Source organism: Arthrobacter sp. NPDC080031, from assembly GCF_040702485.1.
In the GTDB taxonomy this organism is placed as follows: domain Bacteria; phylum Actinomycetota; class Actinomycetes; order Actinomycetales; family Micrococcaceae; genus Arthrobacter.
The window spans coordinates 1-15,499 of sequence record NZ_JBFBLA010000011.1 but is presented as its reverse complement, the minus strand read 5'-3'; the positions used below and the strand labels follow the sequence as shown (position 1 = coordinate 15,499).

At 63.0% G+C, this 15,499-nt stretch carries 14 protein-coding genes and 2 pseudogenes; 8 read left to right on the top strand and 8 right to left on the bottom strand.

The genetic code is table 11. From position 1 onward, the window contains the following. Positions 1–2,145 (top strand): BREX system Lon protease-like protein BrxL, encoded by a 2,145-nt coding sequence (gene brxL, locus AB0323_RS10845; protein ID WP_366177322.1) that lies wholly within the window; start codon positions 1–3, stop codon positions 2,143–2,145. Between the two features lie 196 nt (positions 2,146–2,341). Continuing rightward, the gene (locus AB0323_RS10840) at positions 2,342–2,635 is read left to right on the top strand and encodes a hypothetical protein (RefSeq protein ID WP_354259206.1); all 294 of its coding nucleotides are present in this window, start codon (positions 2,342–2,344) and stop codon (positions 2,633–2,635) included. Positions 2,636–3,038: 403 nt separating this feature from the next. Here AB0323_RS10840 and AB0323_RS10835 read toward each other — a convergent pair whose 3' ends face one another. Beyond that, positions 3,039–4,079: an HNH endonuclease family protein gene (locus tag AB0323_RS10835; protein ID WP_366177321.1), complete on the bottom strand. Its 1,041-nt coding sequence runs from the start codon at positions 4,077–4,079 to the stop codon at positions 3,039–3,041. 42 nt (positions 4,080–4,121) lie between these two features. Next, complete coding sequence (locus tag AB0323_RS10830; RefSeq protein WP_366177320.1) at positions 4,122–4,931, bottom strand: DUF262 domain-containing protein; 810 nt, start codon at positions 4,929–4,931, stop codon at positions 4,122–4,124. 401 nt (positions 4,932–5,332) lie between these two features. On the opposite strand from AB0323_RS10830, the gene AB0323_RS10825 reads away from it, so the two are divergent. The 6 genes and pseudogenes from AB0323_RS10825 (at position 5,333) to AB0323_RS10800 (ending at position 9,691) form a co-directional block, all read left to right on the top strand. After that, positions 5,333–5,503, top strand: a complete 171-nt coding sequence (locus tag AB0323_RS10825; RefSeq protein ID WP_354259214.1) for a hypothetical protein — start codon at positions 5,333–5,335, stop codon at positions 5,501–5,503. Positions 5,504–5,582: 79 nt separating this feature from the next. Next, positions 5,583–6,449: pseudogene (locus AB0323_RS10820) on the top strand (ATP-binding protein); the annotation flags it as partial. An 11-nt stretch (positions 6,450–6,460) separates the two neighbouring features. After that, the gene (dprA, locus tag AB0323_RS10815; RefSeq protein WP_366177319.1) at positions 6,461–7,687 is read left to right on the top strand and encodes a DNA-processing protein DprA; all 1,227 of its coding nucleotides are present in this window, start codon (positions 6,461–6,463) and stop codon (positions 7,685–7,687) included. 64 nt (positions 7,688–7,751) lie between these two features. Then, positions 7,752–7,943, top strand: a complete 192-nt coding sequence (locus AB0323_RS10810) for a hypothetical protein (protein WP_366177318.1) — start codon at positions 7,752–7,754, stop codon at positions 7,941–7,943. A 57-nt stretch (positions 7,944–8,000) separates the two neighbouring features. Continuing rightward, positions 8,001–8,927: a tyrosine recombinase XerC gene (locus tag AB0323_RS10805; protein WP_366177317.1), complete on the top strand. Its 927-nt coding sequence runs from the start codon at positions 8,001–8,003 to the stop codon at positions 8,925–8,927. 260 nt (positions 8,928–9,187) lie between these two features. Beyond that, the gene (locus AB0323_RS10800) at positions 9,188–9,691 is read left to right on the top strand and encodes a DUF3145 domain-containing protein (RefSeq protein ID WP_284988323.1); all 504 of its coding nucleotides are present in this window, start codon (positions 9,188–9,190) and stop codon (positions 9,689–9,691) included. 113 nt (positions 9,692–9,804) lie between these two features. Here the strand turns inward: AB0323_RS10800 and fabF are convergent, their stop codons facing one another. From fabF to AB0323_RS10770, 6 genes and pseudogenes are all read right to left on the bottom strand, one after another. Then, a complete protein-coding gene (gene fabF / locus AB0323_RS10795; RefSeq protein ID WP_364537946.1) occupies positions 9,805–11,040 on the bottom strand; it encodes a beta-ketoacyl-ACP synthase II in 1,236 nt (411 codons plus the stop codon). Between the two features lie 140 nt (positions 11,041–11,180). Beyond that, entirely contained in the window at positions 11,181–11,426 is a 246-nt protein-coding gene (locus AB0323_RS10790) for an acyl carrier protein (protein WP_028267518.1), read from the bottom strand. Positions 11,427–11,535: 109 nt separating this feature from the next. Continuing rightward, the gene (locus AB0323_RS10785) at positions 11,536–12,597 is read right to left on the bottom strand and encodes a beta-ketoacyl-ACP synthase III (protein ID WP_366177316.1); all 1,062 of its coding nucleotides are present in this window, start codon (positions 12,595–12,597) and stop codon (positions 11,536–11,538) included. After that, a complete protein-coding gene (locus AB0323_RS10780; protein ID WP_366177315.1) occupies positions 12,594–13,523 on the bottom strand; it encodes an ACP S-malonyltransferase in 930 nt (309 codons plus the stop codon). Before AB0323_RS10780 ends, AB0323_RS10785 begins: the two co-directional genes overlap by 4 nt. Before the next feature lie 88 nt (positions 13,524–13,611). Further along, positions 13,612–14,856 carry a helix-turn-helix domain-containing protein gene (locus AB0323_RS10775; RefSeq protein WP_366177314.1) on the bottom strand — a complete coding sequence of 415 codons (1,245 nt, stop codon included), beginning with the start codon at positions 14,854–14,856 and terminating at the stop codon, positions 13,612–13,614. A gap of 208 nt (positions 14,857–15,064) precedes the next feature. Next, positions 15,065–15,499, bottom strand: a pseudogene (locus AB0323_RS10770) (pyruvate dehydrogenase (acetyl-transferring), homodimeric type); the annotation flags it as partial.

Below are 15,499 nucleotides of genomic sequence, written 5' to 3'. Positions count from 1 at the left end.
ATGAGCGAAGTGAGCGAGGTCAGTCCAGAGATATCCGCTGGGGCCAACGCACCGGCAGACGCCACTCCGGTGCAGAGCGAACTGGACCGAAAGATAAACCAACTCTTCCCCGGCGTTGTAGTCCGCAAGGATCTGGTGAAGGCGGTCAAGGGCAACGCCATTGTGCCCTCCTATGTGCTGGAGTACCTGCTCGGCCAATATGCTGCCTCCGACGACGAAGCCACCATCCAGGCAGGCATCGACACGGTGCGCAAGATCCTCGCCGAACACTACGTAAACCGGAACCAGTCCGAACTCGTGAAATCCACGATCAAGGAGCGTGGGCGTCACCGCATCATTGACAAAGTGACGGTCACGCTCAACGAGAAGGATGATGTCTACCAGGCAGAGTTCGCCAACCTCGGCATCAAGGGCGTGCTCGTCGAATCCGCGACGATCAAGGCCCACCCAAAGCTGCTTGTCGGTGGTGTTTGGTGTATCTGCGACATCGAGTACTTCCACAGTGACGACGCCCGAATGGTGCCGTGGATACTGGGGTCGATCAAGCCCATCCAGTTGTCGAAGTTCGACTTCGAGGGCTATCTCGCGGCGCGGAGCGAGTTCACAACCGGCGAATGGACTGACCTGCTCGTGCAGTCGATCGGGTTCAATCCCGAACTGTTCGGACGCCGTGCAAAGCTCATCCAGCTTGTGCGGCTCATCCCATTCGTCGAGCGAAACTACAACCTCGTCGAACTCGGGCCCAAAGGCACCGGTAAATCGCACATCTTCTCGGAGTTCTCACCCCACGGCATGCTCATCTCCGGTGGCGAGGTCACGGTCCCCAAGCTGTTCGTAAACAACTCCAACGGCCGCATCGGGCTGGTCGGCTACTGGGATGTCGTCGCGTTCGACGAGTTCGCGGGTAAGAAGAAGCGCACCGATAAGGCGCTCGTCGACATCATGAAGAACTTCATGGCGAACAAGTCGTTTTCCCGCGGCGTCGAGACGCTCGGCGCGGAGGCGTCAATGGTGTTCGTCGGCAACACGTCGCACACCGTGCCCTATATGCTCAAACACTCCGACCTGTTCGACGAGCTTCCCGAAAGCTACCACGACTCGGCGTACCTCGACCGCCTGCACCACTACATCCCAGGGTGGGAAGTCGACACCATCCGAGGTGAGATGTTCTCCAACGGGTACGGGTTCGTCGTCGACTACATCGCCGAGGTGCTCAAGTCGATGCGTTCGGCGGACTACTCCGACCGCTACCAGCAGCACTTCACACTGTCATCGGACATCTCGACACGAGATCGCGACGGAATCCACAAGACCTTCTCCGGGCTGATGAAAATCCTTTACCCGCACGGGGAAGCCTCGGCCGAAGAAATCGAAGAGATCCTGCAGTTCGCCATCGAGGGCCGCAAGCGCGTCAAAGACCAGATCCTCCGCATCGACTCAACGATGGCAAACGTAAAGTTCGGCTACCTCGACAAGGCCGGTACATGGCATTCAGTCTCCACGCTTGAAGAGGATGAGTACCCGGCGTACTACTACCGTGAGCGCCGCGTAAGCACTGACGCGGAGGAGGCGACGGGCGATCCAACCGGGCACGCCACTACTTCTGCGGAAGACGGTCAGCAAATTGCGCCCGAGCCTATCACCGTAAAACCGCTGTTTGAGGGTCACCAAGAGTTCCAGGAGAACCAGCGTGGGGTCTCCTTCGAGACCCTCCTCGTACCGTACCTGCGCGGAGCCACGCAGATCACCATCACGGACCCCTACATCCGGCAGTTCCATCAGGCCCGTAATCTCATGGAACTCATCGAGTGCATCGCGGTCACCAAAGACGCGGCCGACGAAGTGAATGTTCGGCTCGTTACGTCTGAGAACACCGACGGACCAGACAATCTCCGCAAGCAGTTCGAACTGTTGCTGAAAGTCAAGCAGGGAGCCTCTGCCGCCGGTATCAATGTCGACATCGTCTTCGACGGAGCCATCCATGATCGGTCCATCCTCACCGACACCGGATGGAGGATCCTGCTCGGCCGCGGGTTGGACATCTTTCAGTACATCACGGGCGACGCCTTCGAGCTTGCCACCAAGCTTCAGGAATACCGTCAAGTCAAGGCTTTTGGCATAACTTACATCCGGGACGACGCGTGAGTCGCGCTGCGCGAGCTTGCCTACGACGGCGCAGCCGGCGAAACGACAAAGACAGACCACGCCCGGCATTTTGTCTTCAGCCTTCTTCGCGTGTTCGGACCCAGCACACCCTCCACAGAGGTGGATTCAGCAGAGTCTCACTACAAAGACGCACTGATGACACGACAATTCGGCCTCAACAGAAACTGATCGACCGATGACACCACGTCCACGCCGCGCTTGGCAGGCGGCAGCAAAAGCCAAGCAAGAGTCCAGGGAACTGGGCGAGCTGCACGCGATCGAACCAGCCTCCCGGCGCAGCGATGGCTCACCCAAAGTGGGCCCTGGCCAGGTTTACGTGGTGAGCTCCGGCAAGGTCTATCACCCGGCCTGGTGCAACTCAGTGGGCAACGTCTGGGACGACAACCCCAAACGGCTTCTGGTCGTCGAGGAGACCGGTGTTGGCGGCCGTCAGGCCTGCAAAGCCTGCGACGAACCCCTGCAGGCCTGACTTTGCATATTTAGCGGCTACGCCTGAGTCAGGCTTCCGGCGGTCCTCTCCGTAACAGACGGTCCGCCCGCATAGGATGTTCCCATGTCTGAACCCGAGCCAATCATGATCCGGAACAGTCTGCCGAACATCCTCGCAAATGAGGCGTACGGCCCGGATTGGAAACGCACGCAGGATGTCATGGTGGTCATAACAGTAGGTGGTACTTCCACTCACCTGGCTTTGAAGTCTGCACCCACCACGACGCTATGCGGTCAGAATTCCCGGTTCGTGGCCCGCGCCTGGTTTCTCCTCAGCGGCTGCATGAAGTGTTCAAAGGCTGGTCTCAAACAGGGCATCGCCACAATCACCGATACAGACGGCACACTCATCGACCTGGCGACCAACACCGAGAGCAGGAACACTAAGCTCTTGCCGCTTCGAAGGCAGCTTCCTGGATCTCCATTGAGGGACCGGGCCAGACCTGAGTGATTGCCTTGGTCAGGACTACAGAGCGCTCCTTGATGTCGGCTTCAGTCCAGAGATCGATGTGGCTCTGGATGATTTCTTTGTTGAGCACCAGAAGGCTGAAGGCGTCGAGCAGCGTTCGCTTACCCTTGCCGGACTCACCACCGTCGATGAGTCCCGTGGCGTCGCTGTCTGTCCACGGACGGTTGGATAGCGAACCATTGAGTGACTTGGTCACGAGCGTGAGATTACCGATCGTGTTTACGAGCCGGTCGCGGACAGCTGCCTCTTCGGGAGTGAGTCTTGGCGGCGGGTCCCAGTGGGTTCGCCAACCTTGCGGCATGACGTGCTCGATTTCCAATCCCCATGGAAGCTCGACTGCTTCGTACTTCGTGCTTTGGTTGCGAAGTTGTTGCTCTACAGCACGGAGGACTACCTGGAGCCGCCACTGGCGGATGTTCCCGTAGAGCTTCACATCAGGGAGTGTCGTGAGCATCTCTTGATCGGAAGGCCAGTAACGGGTCTCCGCGGTCTGCTCCGAAAGAAACTTCCTTATGGCGTTTCCGGCTTCGCGAGCATCAACGCTCCCGAGCGACTTCAAGGTGGCGACCATGAAGCGGTTTACATCCTTGGAGGTCTTCCGCAGGAGTGTGCGGCGGATAACCCAACTTTCGATGGCATCCAGTGCTATCCGCACCTGGTCGCGGGGAACCGAGTGGTTCTCGGAGAGGAGCCAGAGGAAGAGGGGGGTGGTGGCCGCCAGCTCCATCGTTTCGATAACCCGGGAGCGGAACCGTCCTTCGGGCGTCGCTACGTCGAGTTCGCTGAGGCCCCGGTAGGTGTCGGCATCCTTCCGCAGTTCCGTCAGCAGGGCTTCCGCCTTGGCGGGAGTGGACAGTCGCGACCCTGCGTAGTCCGCGAAAACTCTGAACACCAACTCCGCTTTGACTTCTTCCTGTAAGCGCATCGTGAGCCAGTACTGCAGAAAGATGTCCACGCGGGACCGAATCTGACGGCCTTGGGAGATTTCAGCCCGCCACTATACGGTATCGAAGTCGGCCCAGTGCGTCCTGGACCACTTGTCCACGTCAGCACCAATCTGTTCGCCCTTGCGGAAGACCCAGTTCTTGATGAGGTCCGCTTTCAGCAGAGGTGTGCCCCGGTCGTTCAGCGTCTCGAAGATCAGCTGTGAGTCTTCATGTCCTGACAAGTCGATGGCGACGACGACCAGTCGATGTTCAAGCGTCGAGCATAATTCCTTGGCGCGGAGCTCTTCAGTTCCGGGTGGGACGATCCCTTCCTCATCCGGCGTTCCCGTTAGCCACCGTTCTATTTCGCGCCGAAAAAAGTCGTGGGCCTCGATGACTCGATGCTCCTCGACACGCGGTTCCTCTGGATCCATGGCATGGGCAAACGCGCTTCGGTCCGCCTGGGATGGCCAGAGCTTGAAGCGCTCGATGCGGCCTTTGAAGGTCAACGCCTTGTTCAGAATGAGCTCTTCGAGCTGATCCGCTTCCGTCTGGTGTCCACGCTCGGCCACGATTTCATGTGCAGCATCAAGCAAGAGCTGAAGCGTCGTCATGCGTTGTTGGCCGTCGATGACCTCATGCCGAGTCACATCGCCGGCAGACGGCGGCTTCGACTCGTAAACGACCGCACCCAAGAAGTGATTCGGAATTGGGGGCTTACCCCCGTCAAGAAGATAGCTCTCGGTGACCCGGACCACGTCGTCCCACAGAGGGGCCCACTGGCTCTCCTCATCCCAGACATAGGGACGTTGAAACGCGGGAATCTCAAAATGGCGACGACCCTCGAAAAGATCTCGCGGGCTTCGAGGATGAGTATCCAATGCATGCACCTTTCGACTACGACGTCCTCCGTCACACGCTATCGGTCAACTAAGCACGAAGGCGACAAATCCTGCGCAATAGCCTTTTGGGTCGCCGGCAAGCTCAATACCACCTGAGCGGGCTGAGACAGGGTCAAGGCCGTCGACCGCTGGGGGTGGATCGATGCCTACCGCTCCATGCACCCGGCCTCGCTGTCGGCGCTCATCAGTGCCGCGGCCCTGCTGCTCGACGGTCCTGAGCCCGCACCTGGACCGGGGCCTGCTGCGGCTGCGATGCAGGCCAGCCCCCGGCGGCAGATGTCACATGAGGAGGAAGAGCCGATCCTCAAGCGCGCCGACGAACTCAGCGCGCGTCGAGGCGATCCTTCGCGAGTTCGATAACGGCCGATAAAATCGTGTGCATGGGATTCGACTGGGAGCAGGTCCTCGGGGCCAATGGCGCAGGCCTCTCCGACGCCTACGATCAGAGCGCCTCGGACGCGCTGTACCAGGACCACCCGGGCGCGGCTCCGCCAGCAAGTCCGGAAGACCCGGGCGATGAGGTCGTCCGCCTGCCGTTCGACGAGAGCTGAGCCTCCAAACACCCACGCCGGGGTGTCCGTTTTGAGACATAACCACAGGTCAGCGCGCATGCATACTTAAGTGTGTAGTCCCCCGGGTGCGGGCAAGACGATGCTCGCCGAGCGGCTCCCGGGACTCTTACCGGATTTGGGGGACCAGGAAGCCATGGAGGTCACCGCGATCCACTCGCTTTCGGCTGTGCACGTTGACTCGGTAAGGCTGTTGCGCCGGCCGCCCTTTGAGAACCCCCATCACAGCGCGACCGCCGCAGCTATCATCGGCGGCGGCTCCGGCCTGCCGCGGCCCGGGGCGGCATCACGGGCACACCGTGGCGTCCTGTTCCTGGACGAGGCGCCTGAGTACGAACGGCGGGTCCTGGACGCCCTGCGGCAACCGCTGGAAAGCGGAGAGCTCGTCATTCATCGTTCGGCCGGCACAGCCGCATATCCGGCCCGCTTCCAACTGGTCCTCGCGGCGAATCCTTGCCCTTGCGGGAAGGCCGCCGGCAAGGGAGTCGACTGCACCTGTACTCCCGTGATGCGGCGCCGCTACTTCGGGCGCATGTCCGGGCCGTTGCTGGACAGAGTGGACATCCAGCTCCAGGTGGAACGGGTGTCCCTCGCGGACTTCGGGCAATCCGGCGCGGAGGAGGACACGGCTACCGTCGCCCGGAGGGTCCATGCCGCCCGGTCACGGCAACGTGAACGCCTGGGCAGGTACGGGATGGAAACCAACTCGCAGGTTCCCGGGCGTGTACTGCGCGGCGAACTGCGCCTTCCTTCCGCGACCACCAAGATTCTGGATACTTCCCTCGAACGTGGGATCCTCACGGCGAGAGGCTACGACCGCGTCCTGCGCCTCGCATGGACACTTGCGGATCTCGGCCACCGGGACCACCCCCACAGCGACGACATCGGGCAGGCCCTCGGCTTGCGGCAGGCGGTTGCGGCCGCATGAAAGGACACGCCATGACTGAACACGGCCAGCGGCTCACCCCGGGCGCTCGGGACCGGAAAAGGGAGCGGCTTGCCCGGGCAGCACTATCACGGCTCATGGAACCGCAAGATGCCGCAGGGCTCGCGCTGGTGCGGGCGGCGGGGGCCGTTGACGGTCTCAGAATAGCGAGCGGCGAGCTCGCTCCCGGGCCCGGGCTTGAGCAGGAAGTGGGTTCCCTGTTGCTTGACAGCGGGGTTTCTTCTGCCGGGGCCGGACTGGCCGCTGCATTGCGGCGGTGGGCGCCACGGATCCCGGATCTTGCCCCGGAGCGGGATCTTGCCACGATGCAACGCCTTGGCGGGCGCATGATCATCCCGGGCGACCCGTTCTGGCCCTCGCAACTGGCGGACCTGGGCCTTCATGAACCGCTGTGCTTGTGGTGGCGGGGACACGAGATGGAGTTCCCACCGCTGCGGCTGGTCGTGGCCCTTGTCGGCTCACGGGACAGCACCAGCTACGGGGCCTCCGTAACGGGCGATTTCGCTTACGGGCTCGGTCAGCGCGGCTGCGCGGTCGTGTCTGGAGGGGCCTATGGGATCGACGCCCACGCGCACCGCGGGGCTTTGGCCGGGGGCACGAACGACATGCCGACCATCGCGGTGATGGCCGGTGGCGTGGATCGATACTATCCGTCCGGAAACGAGGATCTACTGCGTGCCGTGGCGAACCAAGGGGCGGTCATCGCGGAGGTTCCCCCGGGCTCGGCGCCCACCCGCTACAGGTTCCTCCAGCGGAACAGGATTATCGCCGCCTTGGCAGCCGTGACGGTGGTTGTGGAAGCGCGATGGCGTTCGGGCGCCTTGAATACGGCCCATCATGCTGAATCCATTGGCAGGGCCGTTGCCGCGGTCCCCGGGTCCATCCACAGCGCCAACTCTGCGGGCTGTCATAGGCTCCTCAGGGATGGCGGGGCTGTCTGCGTTACGGACGTCGGTGAGATCGCTGAACTGGCGGGGTCAAGTGGCGAGGCGCTCGTCGGGGATAAGGAAACGGCTGCCTCGGACCACGACGGACTCACCCTGGAGGACCTGATCCTGCTCGATGCCCTGCCCGTCCGTTCGACGAGCTCGGTGGAGAAGCTCGCGGTGGTGGCAGGACTCAGTCCGGAGTCCGTCAGGGCCGGACTTGGACGCCTAGGCCTGTTGGGTTTGGCGGTATCAGCGAGCGGCGCCTGGAAGAGGTCGGGAAAGCAGGGATAAGCTATGGATAGTCGACTATCGGTTAGCCGGAGGTTGGCGTAGCTTCGGTGGGGGTGGTGTGGACATGAAGAAGTCAAAGGCGCAGCCCGCGAGGTTCGTGATTGGACAGCAAATCGGTCTCATTCTGATCGCGGGAGCCGTCTTCTTCGTCCAAGGCCGCCCTGGCCCGGTATGGCTTTGGGTTCTTTTCGCGGTCTGGCAGGGGTTGCTCGTGTGGCAGTACTACAGGATTTACAGGTCCATCGGTCAAGGATGAAGACGGCCGGACGTGGCGATGCCAACCATCGGGCCCCGCGACTGGCACAGTGGAAGGGTGCAAGAGAATCCGCTCCCCGAAGCACTAGCCCGGTCTGTTCATGACTTCCGGCGTTACCTTGAGGGCGAACGGGCAAGATCCGCCCACACAGTAAGGGCGTACATCGCAGACGTCGAGGACCTGCTGCGCTTCGCCGCCGCGGAGGGCGTCGGGGAGCTCGCGGCCTTGGAGCTGGGCACCCTTCGGCGTTGGCTCGGGGCGCAAAGCGAATCCGGCCGGTCCAGGGCGACACTCGCACGTCATGCCGCCACAGCCCGCGCATTCACCTCCTGGGCCCTGCGGGAAGAGCTCATCGCCTCGGACCCGGCTCTTCGCCTCCAAGCCCCCAAGAGGGACCACACGCTCCCTGGCGTCCTTCATCAGCAGCAGGTCTCCAGGATCTTCGAAAACCTGTCGGAGGCAGCCGCGGACGGCTCTCCGATGCCGCTGAGGAACCGCGCCCTCGTCGAATTGCTCTACGCCACGGGGATCCGCGTCGGCGAGCTCGCCGGCCTGGACATCGATGATCTCGATCGGGATCGCAGGACTCTCCGCGTGCTCGGCAAAGGCAACAAGGAAAGGACGGTGCCCTATGGGGTCCCGGCCGCGCTCGCCGTCGACGACTGGCTCCGCCGCGGCCGTCCGCGGCTCGCAAACGAGCGTAGCGGACCGGCGCTCTTCCTCAGTTCAAGGGGCAACCGCATCGATCAGCGCCAGGCCCGCAGCGTCGTCAACGACCTGCTGACGGCCCTGGGGGATACGGCGGCAACCGGACCCCACGCCCTGCGCCACACGGCCGCCACCCACTTGCTCGACGGCGGGGCGGACCTGCGTGCCGTGCAGGAAATCCTGGGGCACAGCAGCCTCGCAACAACCCAGATCTACACCCATGTGTCGGTCGACCGGCTTCGCAAGAGCTATCAGCAAGCCCACCCCCGCGCATGAAGACCTGGAAACCGTGCCACACTTCGAGGAGTCCCAAGGGAGGAAATCCGCCCGTCTGTGAATCGCACTGGCGTAATTCCGGTCCGTACGGCAAAATGAAAGCACTGTGGGGAAACTTTCAACCTAAACTTGAATGTTCTTCCGCTGCGGAAAAAATCATAGATAGGTAGGGAAACCGGAACGGCGTGGCACCCGCGCAGCAAAATTTCATCCAGGCAGAGGTCGTTGGGGAAGACGTACCTACAGCTATGGAGGATGGAATGTCTGTTGCAATAACCCGTGGTGTCTTGTTTGTGCATTCGGCCCCAACCGCGTTGTGCCCTCACGTTGAGTGGGCCATCGGATCGGTCGTTGACAAGCGGACCGATCTTGAGTGGACCCCTCAACCTGCCGCGCCCGGAATGTTCCGCGCCGAGCTCTCCTGGGTAGGAGTCCCTGGAACGGGCGCCCAATTGGCTTCGGCATTGCGAGGTTGGGCGCACCTTCGCTACGAAGTCACCGAGGAGCCGAGCCAAGGCGTGGACGGCGCGCGCTGGTCGCACACACCGGAGCTGGGTATTTTCCATGCCGTCACCGATGTCCACGGCAACATCATGGTGACTGAAGACCGCATCCGCTACGCCTACGAGTCAGCGGCGGGGGATCCTGCCGCCGTCTACCATGAGCTGTCCTTGGCGCTTGGTGAGGCCTGGGACGAAGAGCTCGAGCCGTTCCGGCACGCCGCCGAAGGCGCCCCTGTCCGTTGGCTCCACCAGGTCGGTTAGGGAACAAAGTACCGAGCCGGTTTTCCATAGCAAAGAGGAGGGCCCCACCGCGGTGGGGCCCTCCTCTTGTGCCTTGCTTGTGCCTTGCTTGTGCCTCGAACCGGCCGCGACGGTCAGACGTTGCGGATGGCGATGACCGCGTTGTGGCCACCGAAACCGAAGGAGTTGCTCAAAGCGACGATGTCACCGGCGGGCAAAGTCCGCGCCGAAGTGACGACGTCGAGCGGGATCTCCGGATCCTGGTTCTCAAGGTTGATGGTCAACGGAGCCTGGCGTTCGTAGACGGCAAGAACCGTCAGCACTGCCTCTACGGCCCCTGAAGCGCCCAACAGGTGGCCCATCTGCGACTTGGTAGCGGAGACTGCCACATTGTCGACGTGGGCGCCCAGCGCGGCACGGAGCGCCGTGTACTCGGGCTTGTCACCGACAGGGGTCGAGGTGGCGTGGGCGTTGACGTGCACGACGTCCTCGGCCTGGATGCGTCCATCGAACATGGCTGCCTTCAAAGCGCGGGTAGCGCCCAGGCCTTCCGGGTCCGGCGCCGTGATGTGGTAGGCGTCAGCGGTGACCGAAGTACCGGCGAGCTCAGCGTAAATGCGCGCGCCGCGGGCGATCGCGTGCTCTTCGGCTTCCAGGACCAGGGCACCGGCGCCTTCGCCCATGACGAAGCCGTCGCGGTCGCGGTCGTATGGCCGCGAAGCGTGCTCAGGATCGTCATTGCGGCGCGAGAGCGCCTGCATCGAGGAAAACGCCGCGAGGGGCATCGGGTGGATGGCGGCTTCGGCACCACCGCACACGACGACGTCGGCTTTGCCCGAGCGGATGAGATCCAGGCCGAGGTGCATCGCTTCGGTGCCGGAAGCGCAAGCCGAAACCGGGGTGTGCGCACCGGCGCGGGCACCAAGGTCAAGGCTGACCGCGGCGGCGACACCGTTCGGCATAAGCATCGGGACCGTCATGGGCAGGACCCGGCGGGGACCCTTTTCCTTCAGCGTGTCCCAAGCGTCCAGGAGCGTCCAGACGCCGCCAATGCCCGTGGCGAAAGCCACGGCAAGGCGATCGTGGTCGATGTCGGCGATACCGGAATCTGCCCATGCCTCGCGGGCGGCGATGACGCCGAATTGCGTAGACGGGTCCATGCGCTTGGCTTCAACGCGGCTCAGGACCTCGAGGGCCGGCGTCGAGCACCGGGCGGCAAAGTGGACCGGGAGGTCATACTTGGCTACCCACTCGTCCTCGAGTGTGTGGGCACCGGAGACCCCTTTGAGCGCGTTCTTCCACATCGTGGGGACGTCGCCGCCGATGGGCGTTGTAGCGCCCAGACCGGTTATGACTACTTTGCGTGCCATGCGATCACTCTCTGTCGGATCAGCCAACCCAGGTGCTGTTCTCACCGGGGAGGCAGGAAAAAACTTTGGGAGATATAGCAGCTGTGCCGGACTTCGGATGCAACAGGGCGCACCCGAAGTCCGGCACAGTTGAGGCCAGGCTAGGCCTGTGCGTTCGAGATGAAGTTGACGGCGTCGCCGACGGTCTTGAGGTTCTTGACCTCTTCGTCCGGGATGCGGACGCCGAACTTCTCCTCAGCGTTGACGACGATCGTCATCATGGAGATGGAGTCGATGTCCAGGTCCTCGGTGAAGGACTTGTCCAGCTCCACGGCTTCGGTGGCGAGGCCGGTCTCTTCGTTCACGATTTCAGCCAGGCCGGCCAGGATTTCTTCGTTGCTAGCCATTGTTGGCTCCTTTTCTTGTTGTGCCGGCTATTGCCGAAATGGGGCCAAACCGCGGACACGGCTTGGGTTTCAAAGCACTATTCAATTGGAAGGTAGGCGCGGTCCGAAACTACGGAAGAACGACTACCTGGGCACCAAAGACAAGACCGGCACCGAAGCCGATCTGCAGGGCAAGGCCACCGCTGAGCGCAGGGTTCTCCTTGAGGAGCCGGTGCGTGGCCAGCGGAATGGAGGCGGCAGAAGTGTTTCCCGCATCAGCGATGTCCCGTGCAACCACCACGGTTTCGGGAAGTTTGAGCTTCTTGACCATTTCGTCGATGATCCGCATGTTCGCCTGGTGGGGGACAAACGCTGCCAGATCCGAGGCTTCAATCCCTGCGGCGTCGAGGGCTTGCTGGGCAACCTTCGCCATTTCCCAGACAGCCCAACGGAAGACCGTCTGGCCGTCCTGCCGGAGCGTCGGCCAAACATCCTGCGCTGCGGAAATGATGGCCTGATCGTCGGATTCATCCGAATGACGGGCGGTCTCGCCAAGGTTGCGGACTTCGTCAAGGGAGTGCGTCATGCCGATCGCGTTCCACTTGCTGCCATCGGATCCCCAGACGGACGGGGCAATGCCGGGCGTGTCGGACGGGCCGATGACCACTGCGCCGGCACCGTCGCCAAGAAGGAAGGAAATGGTTCGTTCATGGTTGTCAATGACGTCCGAGAGCTTCTCAGCGCCGACCACCAGGACGTATTCAGCCGCGCCCGATCGGACCAGGGCATCGCCCTGGGCAATGCCGTAGCAGTAGCCTGCGCACGCTGCGGAAATGTCGAAGGCCGGCGCCGGGGTGGCCCCCAAACGGTCGGCGAGGGCGGCAGCCGCGGACGGCGTGGCATACGGGTGCGTGACGGTGGAGATGATGACGGCACCCAGTTGGGAAGCCTCAATGCCGGCCTGCTTGAGTGCCTCGCGGGCCGCCCCCTCGGCCATGTCGATGACGCTGACATTGGCTGCGGCGCGGTGGCGGGTCACGATACCGGTGCGCTGGCGGATCCATTCGTCCGAGGAATCGATCCACTGGCAGACGTCGTCGTTGGTGACGATGATGTCCGGGCGGTATGCCCCGATGCCCACAATGCGTGAATATTCCCTCGTCGGTGCCTGCTTGAGTACTGGGGCGCTCATGCGTCTCCCTCCAATTCCGCGAAGAGTGCAAGTGCGGCGGACAAATCATCCGGGGTTTTGACGGCAACGGTTTTCACGCCGGGCATGCCGCGCTTGGCGAGGCCGGCCAGCGTGCCGGCCGGTGCCAGTTCGATAAGTCCGGTGACTCCGCGCTGGACGAGGTTCTCCATGCACAGGTCCCAACGCACCGGGCGCGAGACCTGGGCGATCATGCTTTCGACGGCGGCGCCGCCGTCCGTGACCTCCTGGCCGTCGAAGTTCGAGAGCAAGGGAACCGTGGGAGCCTGCGGCTTGAGCGACGGCCGTAGTGCTTCAAGCGCGCTCACGGCCGGAGCCATGTGGGAGGTGTGGAATGCTCCGGCGACCTTCAGCGGGATGACCCGGGCTTTGGCCGGCGGGTTGTCAGCCAGGGCCTGAAGCTGTTCGAACGTGCCTGCGGCAACGGTCTGGCCCGCGCCGTTGACGTTCGCGGGAGTCGCGCCGGCCGCCTCAATAGCGGACAGCACCTCGGCCGGATCGCCGCCGACGACGGCACTCATCCCGGTGGGCGTGACGGCGGCCGCAGCGGCCATGTTGTTGGCCCGCTCGCGGACGAACGTCATGGCTTCTTCCTCGCTCAGGACGCCCGCAAGCGCCGAGGCCGTGATCTCCCCGACCGAGTGGCCGGCGAGGACGATCGGAAGGGTACTGAGTTCGACGTCGAACAGCGATTTCGCTGCCACGAGACCCGCGGCAACAATCAAGGGCTGCGCGACGGCGGTGTCCTTGATGGTTTCTTCATCGGAGGTGGTGCCGTGGGCCTTGAGGTCGATGCCTGCGATTTCGCTCAGGGAGGCCAAATGGCCTTCTACGGAAGGGAGCTCCAGCCAAGGGGCCAAAAATCCAGGGGTCTGGGAGCCCTGTCCAGGGCAGACGATTGCAAGCACGTAACCAGCTTTCCAAATTGCCGCGTGAACTACTGGTGTTTGCGTACACCAAGCTCACTGGGTCAGTTTGTAGGAAGTCTACAACGGTTCAACCCGCGGATCGGGTACCGTGACGCTCCGACGTCGCCTTTGGCTGGGCCGAAAGCCTGCCGACGACCAACGCAGTTTGGAGTACGAAAGCCTCCCGGGGGAGGAGCGGATCCCACCCCGTGACGTCGCAGACGCGCTTGAGACGATACCGCACAGTGTTTGCGTGGACGAACAGCTCGCGGGCTGTTGCTTCGAGGGAATGGCCAAGTTCCAGGTAGGTGCTGAGGGTTTCGACAAGGCCGTTCGAAGCGGCCAGCAGCGGCCGGTAAATGTTCTTGATGAGGGAACGGCGGGCAGCGTCGTCACCGGAGACCACGCGCTCCGGGAGGAGATCGTCCGCGGCTACCGGTCGCGGAGCCGAAGGCCAGGCCCTGGCGGCGGTGAGCCCTGCAAAGGCCGCCTGGGCAGAGCTGCTTGCCTCCAACAGGGAGCCGGCCTCGGGGCCGTAGACCACCGCGCCGGGGGCGAAAAGCTCGCTGAGTTTCAGATACGCGGTGTCCCGGTCCTGCACGCCACCCAGAATCAGGATGAGGCGGTCGCCCTGGATGCCAACGAGGGCGTCCTCCGCGTAGCGACCTGCGGTGCGGCGCAACTCGCTCACATAGCTTGCGCTTGGTTCCGACGGAGAGTTTCCGACCATCACCGTGAAGCGCTCCTGGGCTTTCCAGCCGAGGGCCGCGATCCGGGAACGAAGGGCGTCGGTGTTCTCGCCACGGAGGATGGCGTCCACAATCAGGGCTTCGAGCCTGGTGTCCCAGGAACCGCGGGACTCGGCGGCGCGGGCATATACATCCGCGGCGGCGAATGCCACTTCGCGCGAATAGCGGAGGACCGCTTCGCGCAAAGAAGGCTGGTCGGCTTCAGGAGCGATTACGGGGACCTGGTCCTCGACTACCTCCACGACGATCCGGATCAGCTGGAGGGCCTTTTGCAGGCTGATGGAGCGGGTCAGCTCCGTCGGAGCATTCCCGAAGACGTCCGTCAGGATCCACGAGGGCGAGCTCGGCCTTTCGTACCACGTCACGAAAGCGGCGATTCCGTTTTGGGCAACCAGGCCCAAGGCTGAACGCTCGTCGGAGCTCAGCCGGCTGTACCAAGGCAACGATTTCTCAAGCTTGCGCATGGTGGTGGTGGACAACTGCCCCACATTGGCGCGGAGGCGCTTGAGGGTCTCCGCCTTTTCCGGTGTTACCGGGCGCGCAGCCGCTTTGCGCTTCGCGGGGGTTTGAATCGGCTCTGCCATGCCTTGAGCATACGGCGCATCATCCACAAGCTCCATTTGTGCGAAGGCTACAACTGCGTTTGGTCCGCATCACGTGCCGGGTGCGTCGATTGGTGTTGTGCGGCGATTGTGAAGCCCGGGTGTTAATGCCCAGGTGTTAATGCCCGACGGCGGCCCGCACCTTTCGGTGCCGGCCGCCGTCGGGATGTTGCCTGGCTTCGCTGGAGGCTTAGCTTTCGCCGCCTGCCCCTCCGGTGGTGCCGGCGTTGACATCGAGGAGACTGTACTTCTCGATTGCCTGGGCTGCCGCCTGGGGGTCGACTTCTCCTCGGCGGCCGAGGAGTTGCAGGGTTTTCACGACGATGGAGTGGGTGTCGTTTTTGAAGAAGCGGCGTGCGGCCTGGCGGGTGTCGGAGAATCCGAAGCCGTCGGCGCCGAGGGAGGCGAATTCGTTGGGGATGAATTGGCGGATCTGGTCCGGGACGGCCTTCATGTAGTCGGTGACGGCGATGACCGGTCCGGTGGCGCCGGCGAGTTGCTGGGCGACGAACGGGGTGCGGGGTTCTTCGCCGGGGTTCAGGAAGGCGTGTTCTTCGGCGGCGAGTCCGTCGCGTCGGAGTTCGTTCCAGGAGGTCACGGACCAGACGTCGGCGGAGACTCCCCA

What these genes read in the sequence shown, in the direction of transcription:
- AB0323_RS10810 (WP_366177318.1), top strand. Translation starts at nt 7,752, where the DNA reads ATGAAGAAGTCAAAGGCGCAGCCCGCGAGGTTCGTGATTGGACAGCAA.
- AB0323_RS10785 (WP_366177316.1), bottom strand. Translation starts at nt 12,597, where the DNA reads ATGAGCGCCCCAGTACTCAAGCAGGCACCGACGAGGGAATATTCACGC.
- AB0323_RS10840 (WP_354259206.1), top strand. Translation starts at nt 2,342, where the DNA reads ATGACACCACGTCCACGCCGCGCTTGGCAGGCGGCAGCAAAAGCCAAG.
- fabF (WP_364537946.1), bottom strand. Translation starts at nt 11,040, where the DNA reads ATGGCACGCAAAGTAGTCATAACCGGTCTGGGCGCTACAACGCCCATC.
- brxL (WP_366177322.1), top strand. Translation starts at nt 1, where the DNA reads ATGAGCGAAGTGAGCGAGGTCAGTCCAGAGATATCCGCTGGGGCCAAC.
- dprA (WP_366177319.1), top strand. Translation starts at nt 6,461, where the DNA reads ATGACTGAACACGGCCAGCGGCTCACCCCGGGCGCTCGGGACCGGAAA.
- AB0323_RS10790 (WP_028267518.1), bottom strand. Translation starts at nt 11,426, where the DNA reads ATGGCTAGCAACGAAGAAATCCTGGCCGGCCTGGCTGAAATCGTGAAC.
- AB0323_RS10800 (WP_284988323.1), top strand. Translation starts at nt 9,188, where the DNA reads ATGTCTGTTGCAATAACCCGTGGTGTCTTGTTTGTGCATTCGGCCCCA.
- AB0323_RS10775 (WP_366177314.1), bottom strand. Translation starts at nt 14,856, where the DNA reads ATGGCAGAGCCGATTCAAACCCCCGCGAAGCGCAAAGCGGCTGCGCGC.
- AB0323_RS10825 (WP_354259214.1), top strand. Translation starts at nt 5,333, where the DNA reads ATGGGATTCGACTGGGAGCAGGTCCTCGGGGCCAATGGCGCAGGCCTC.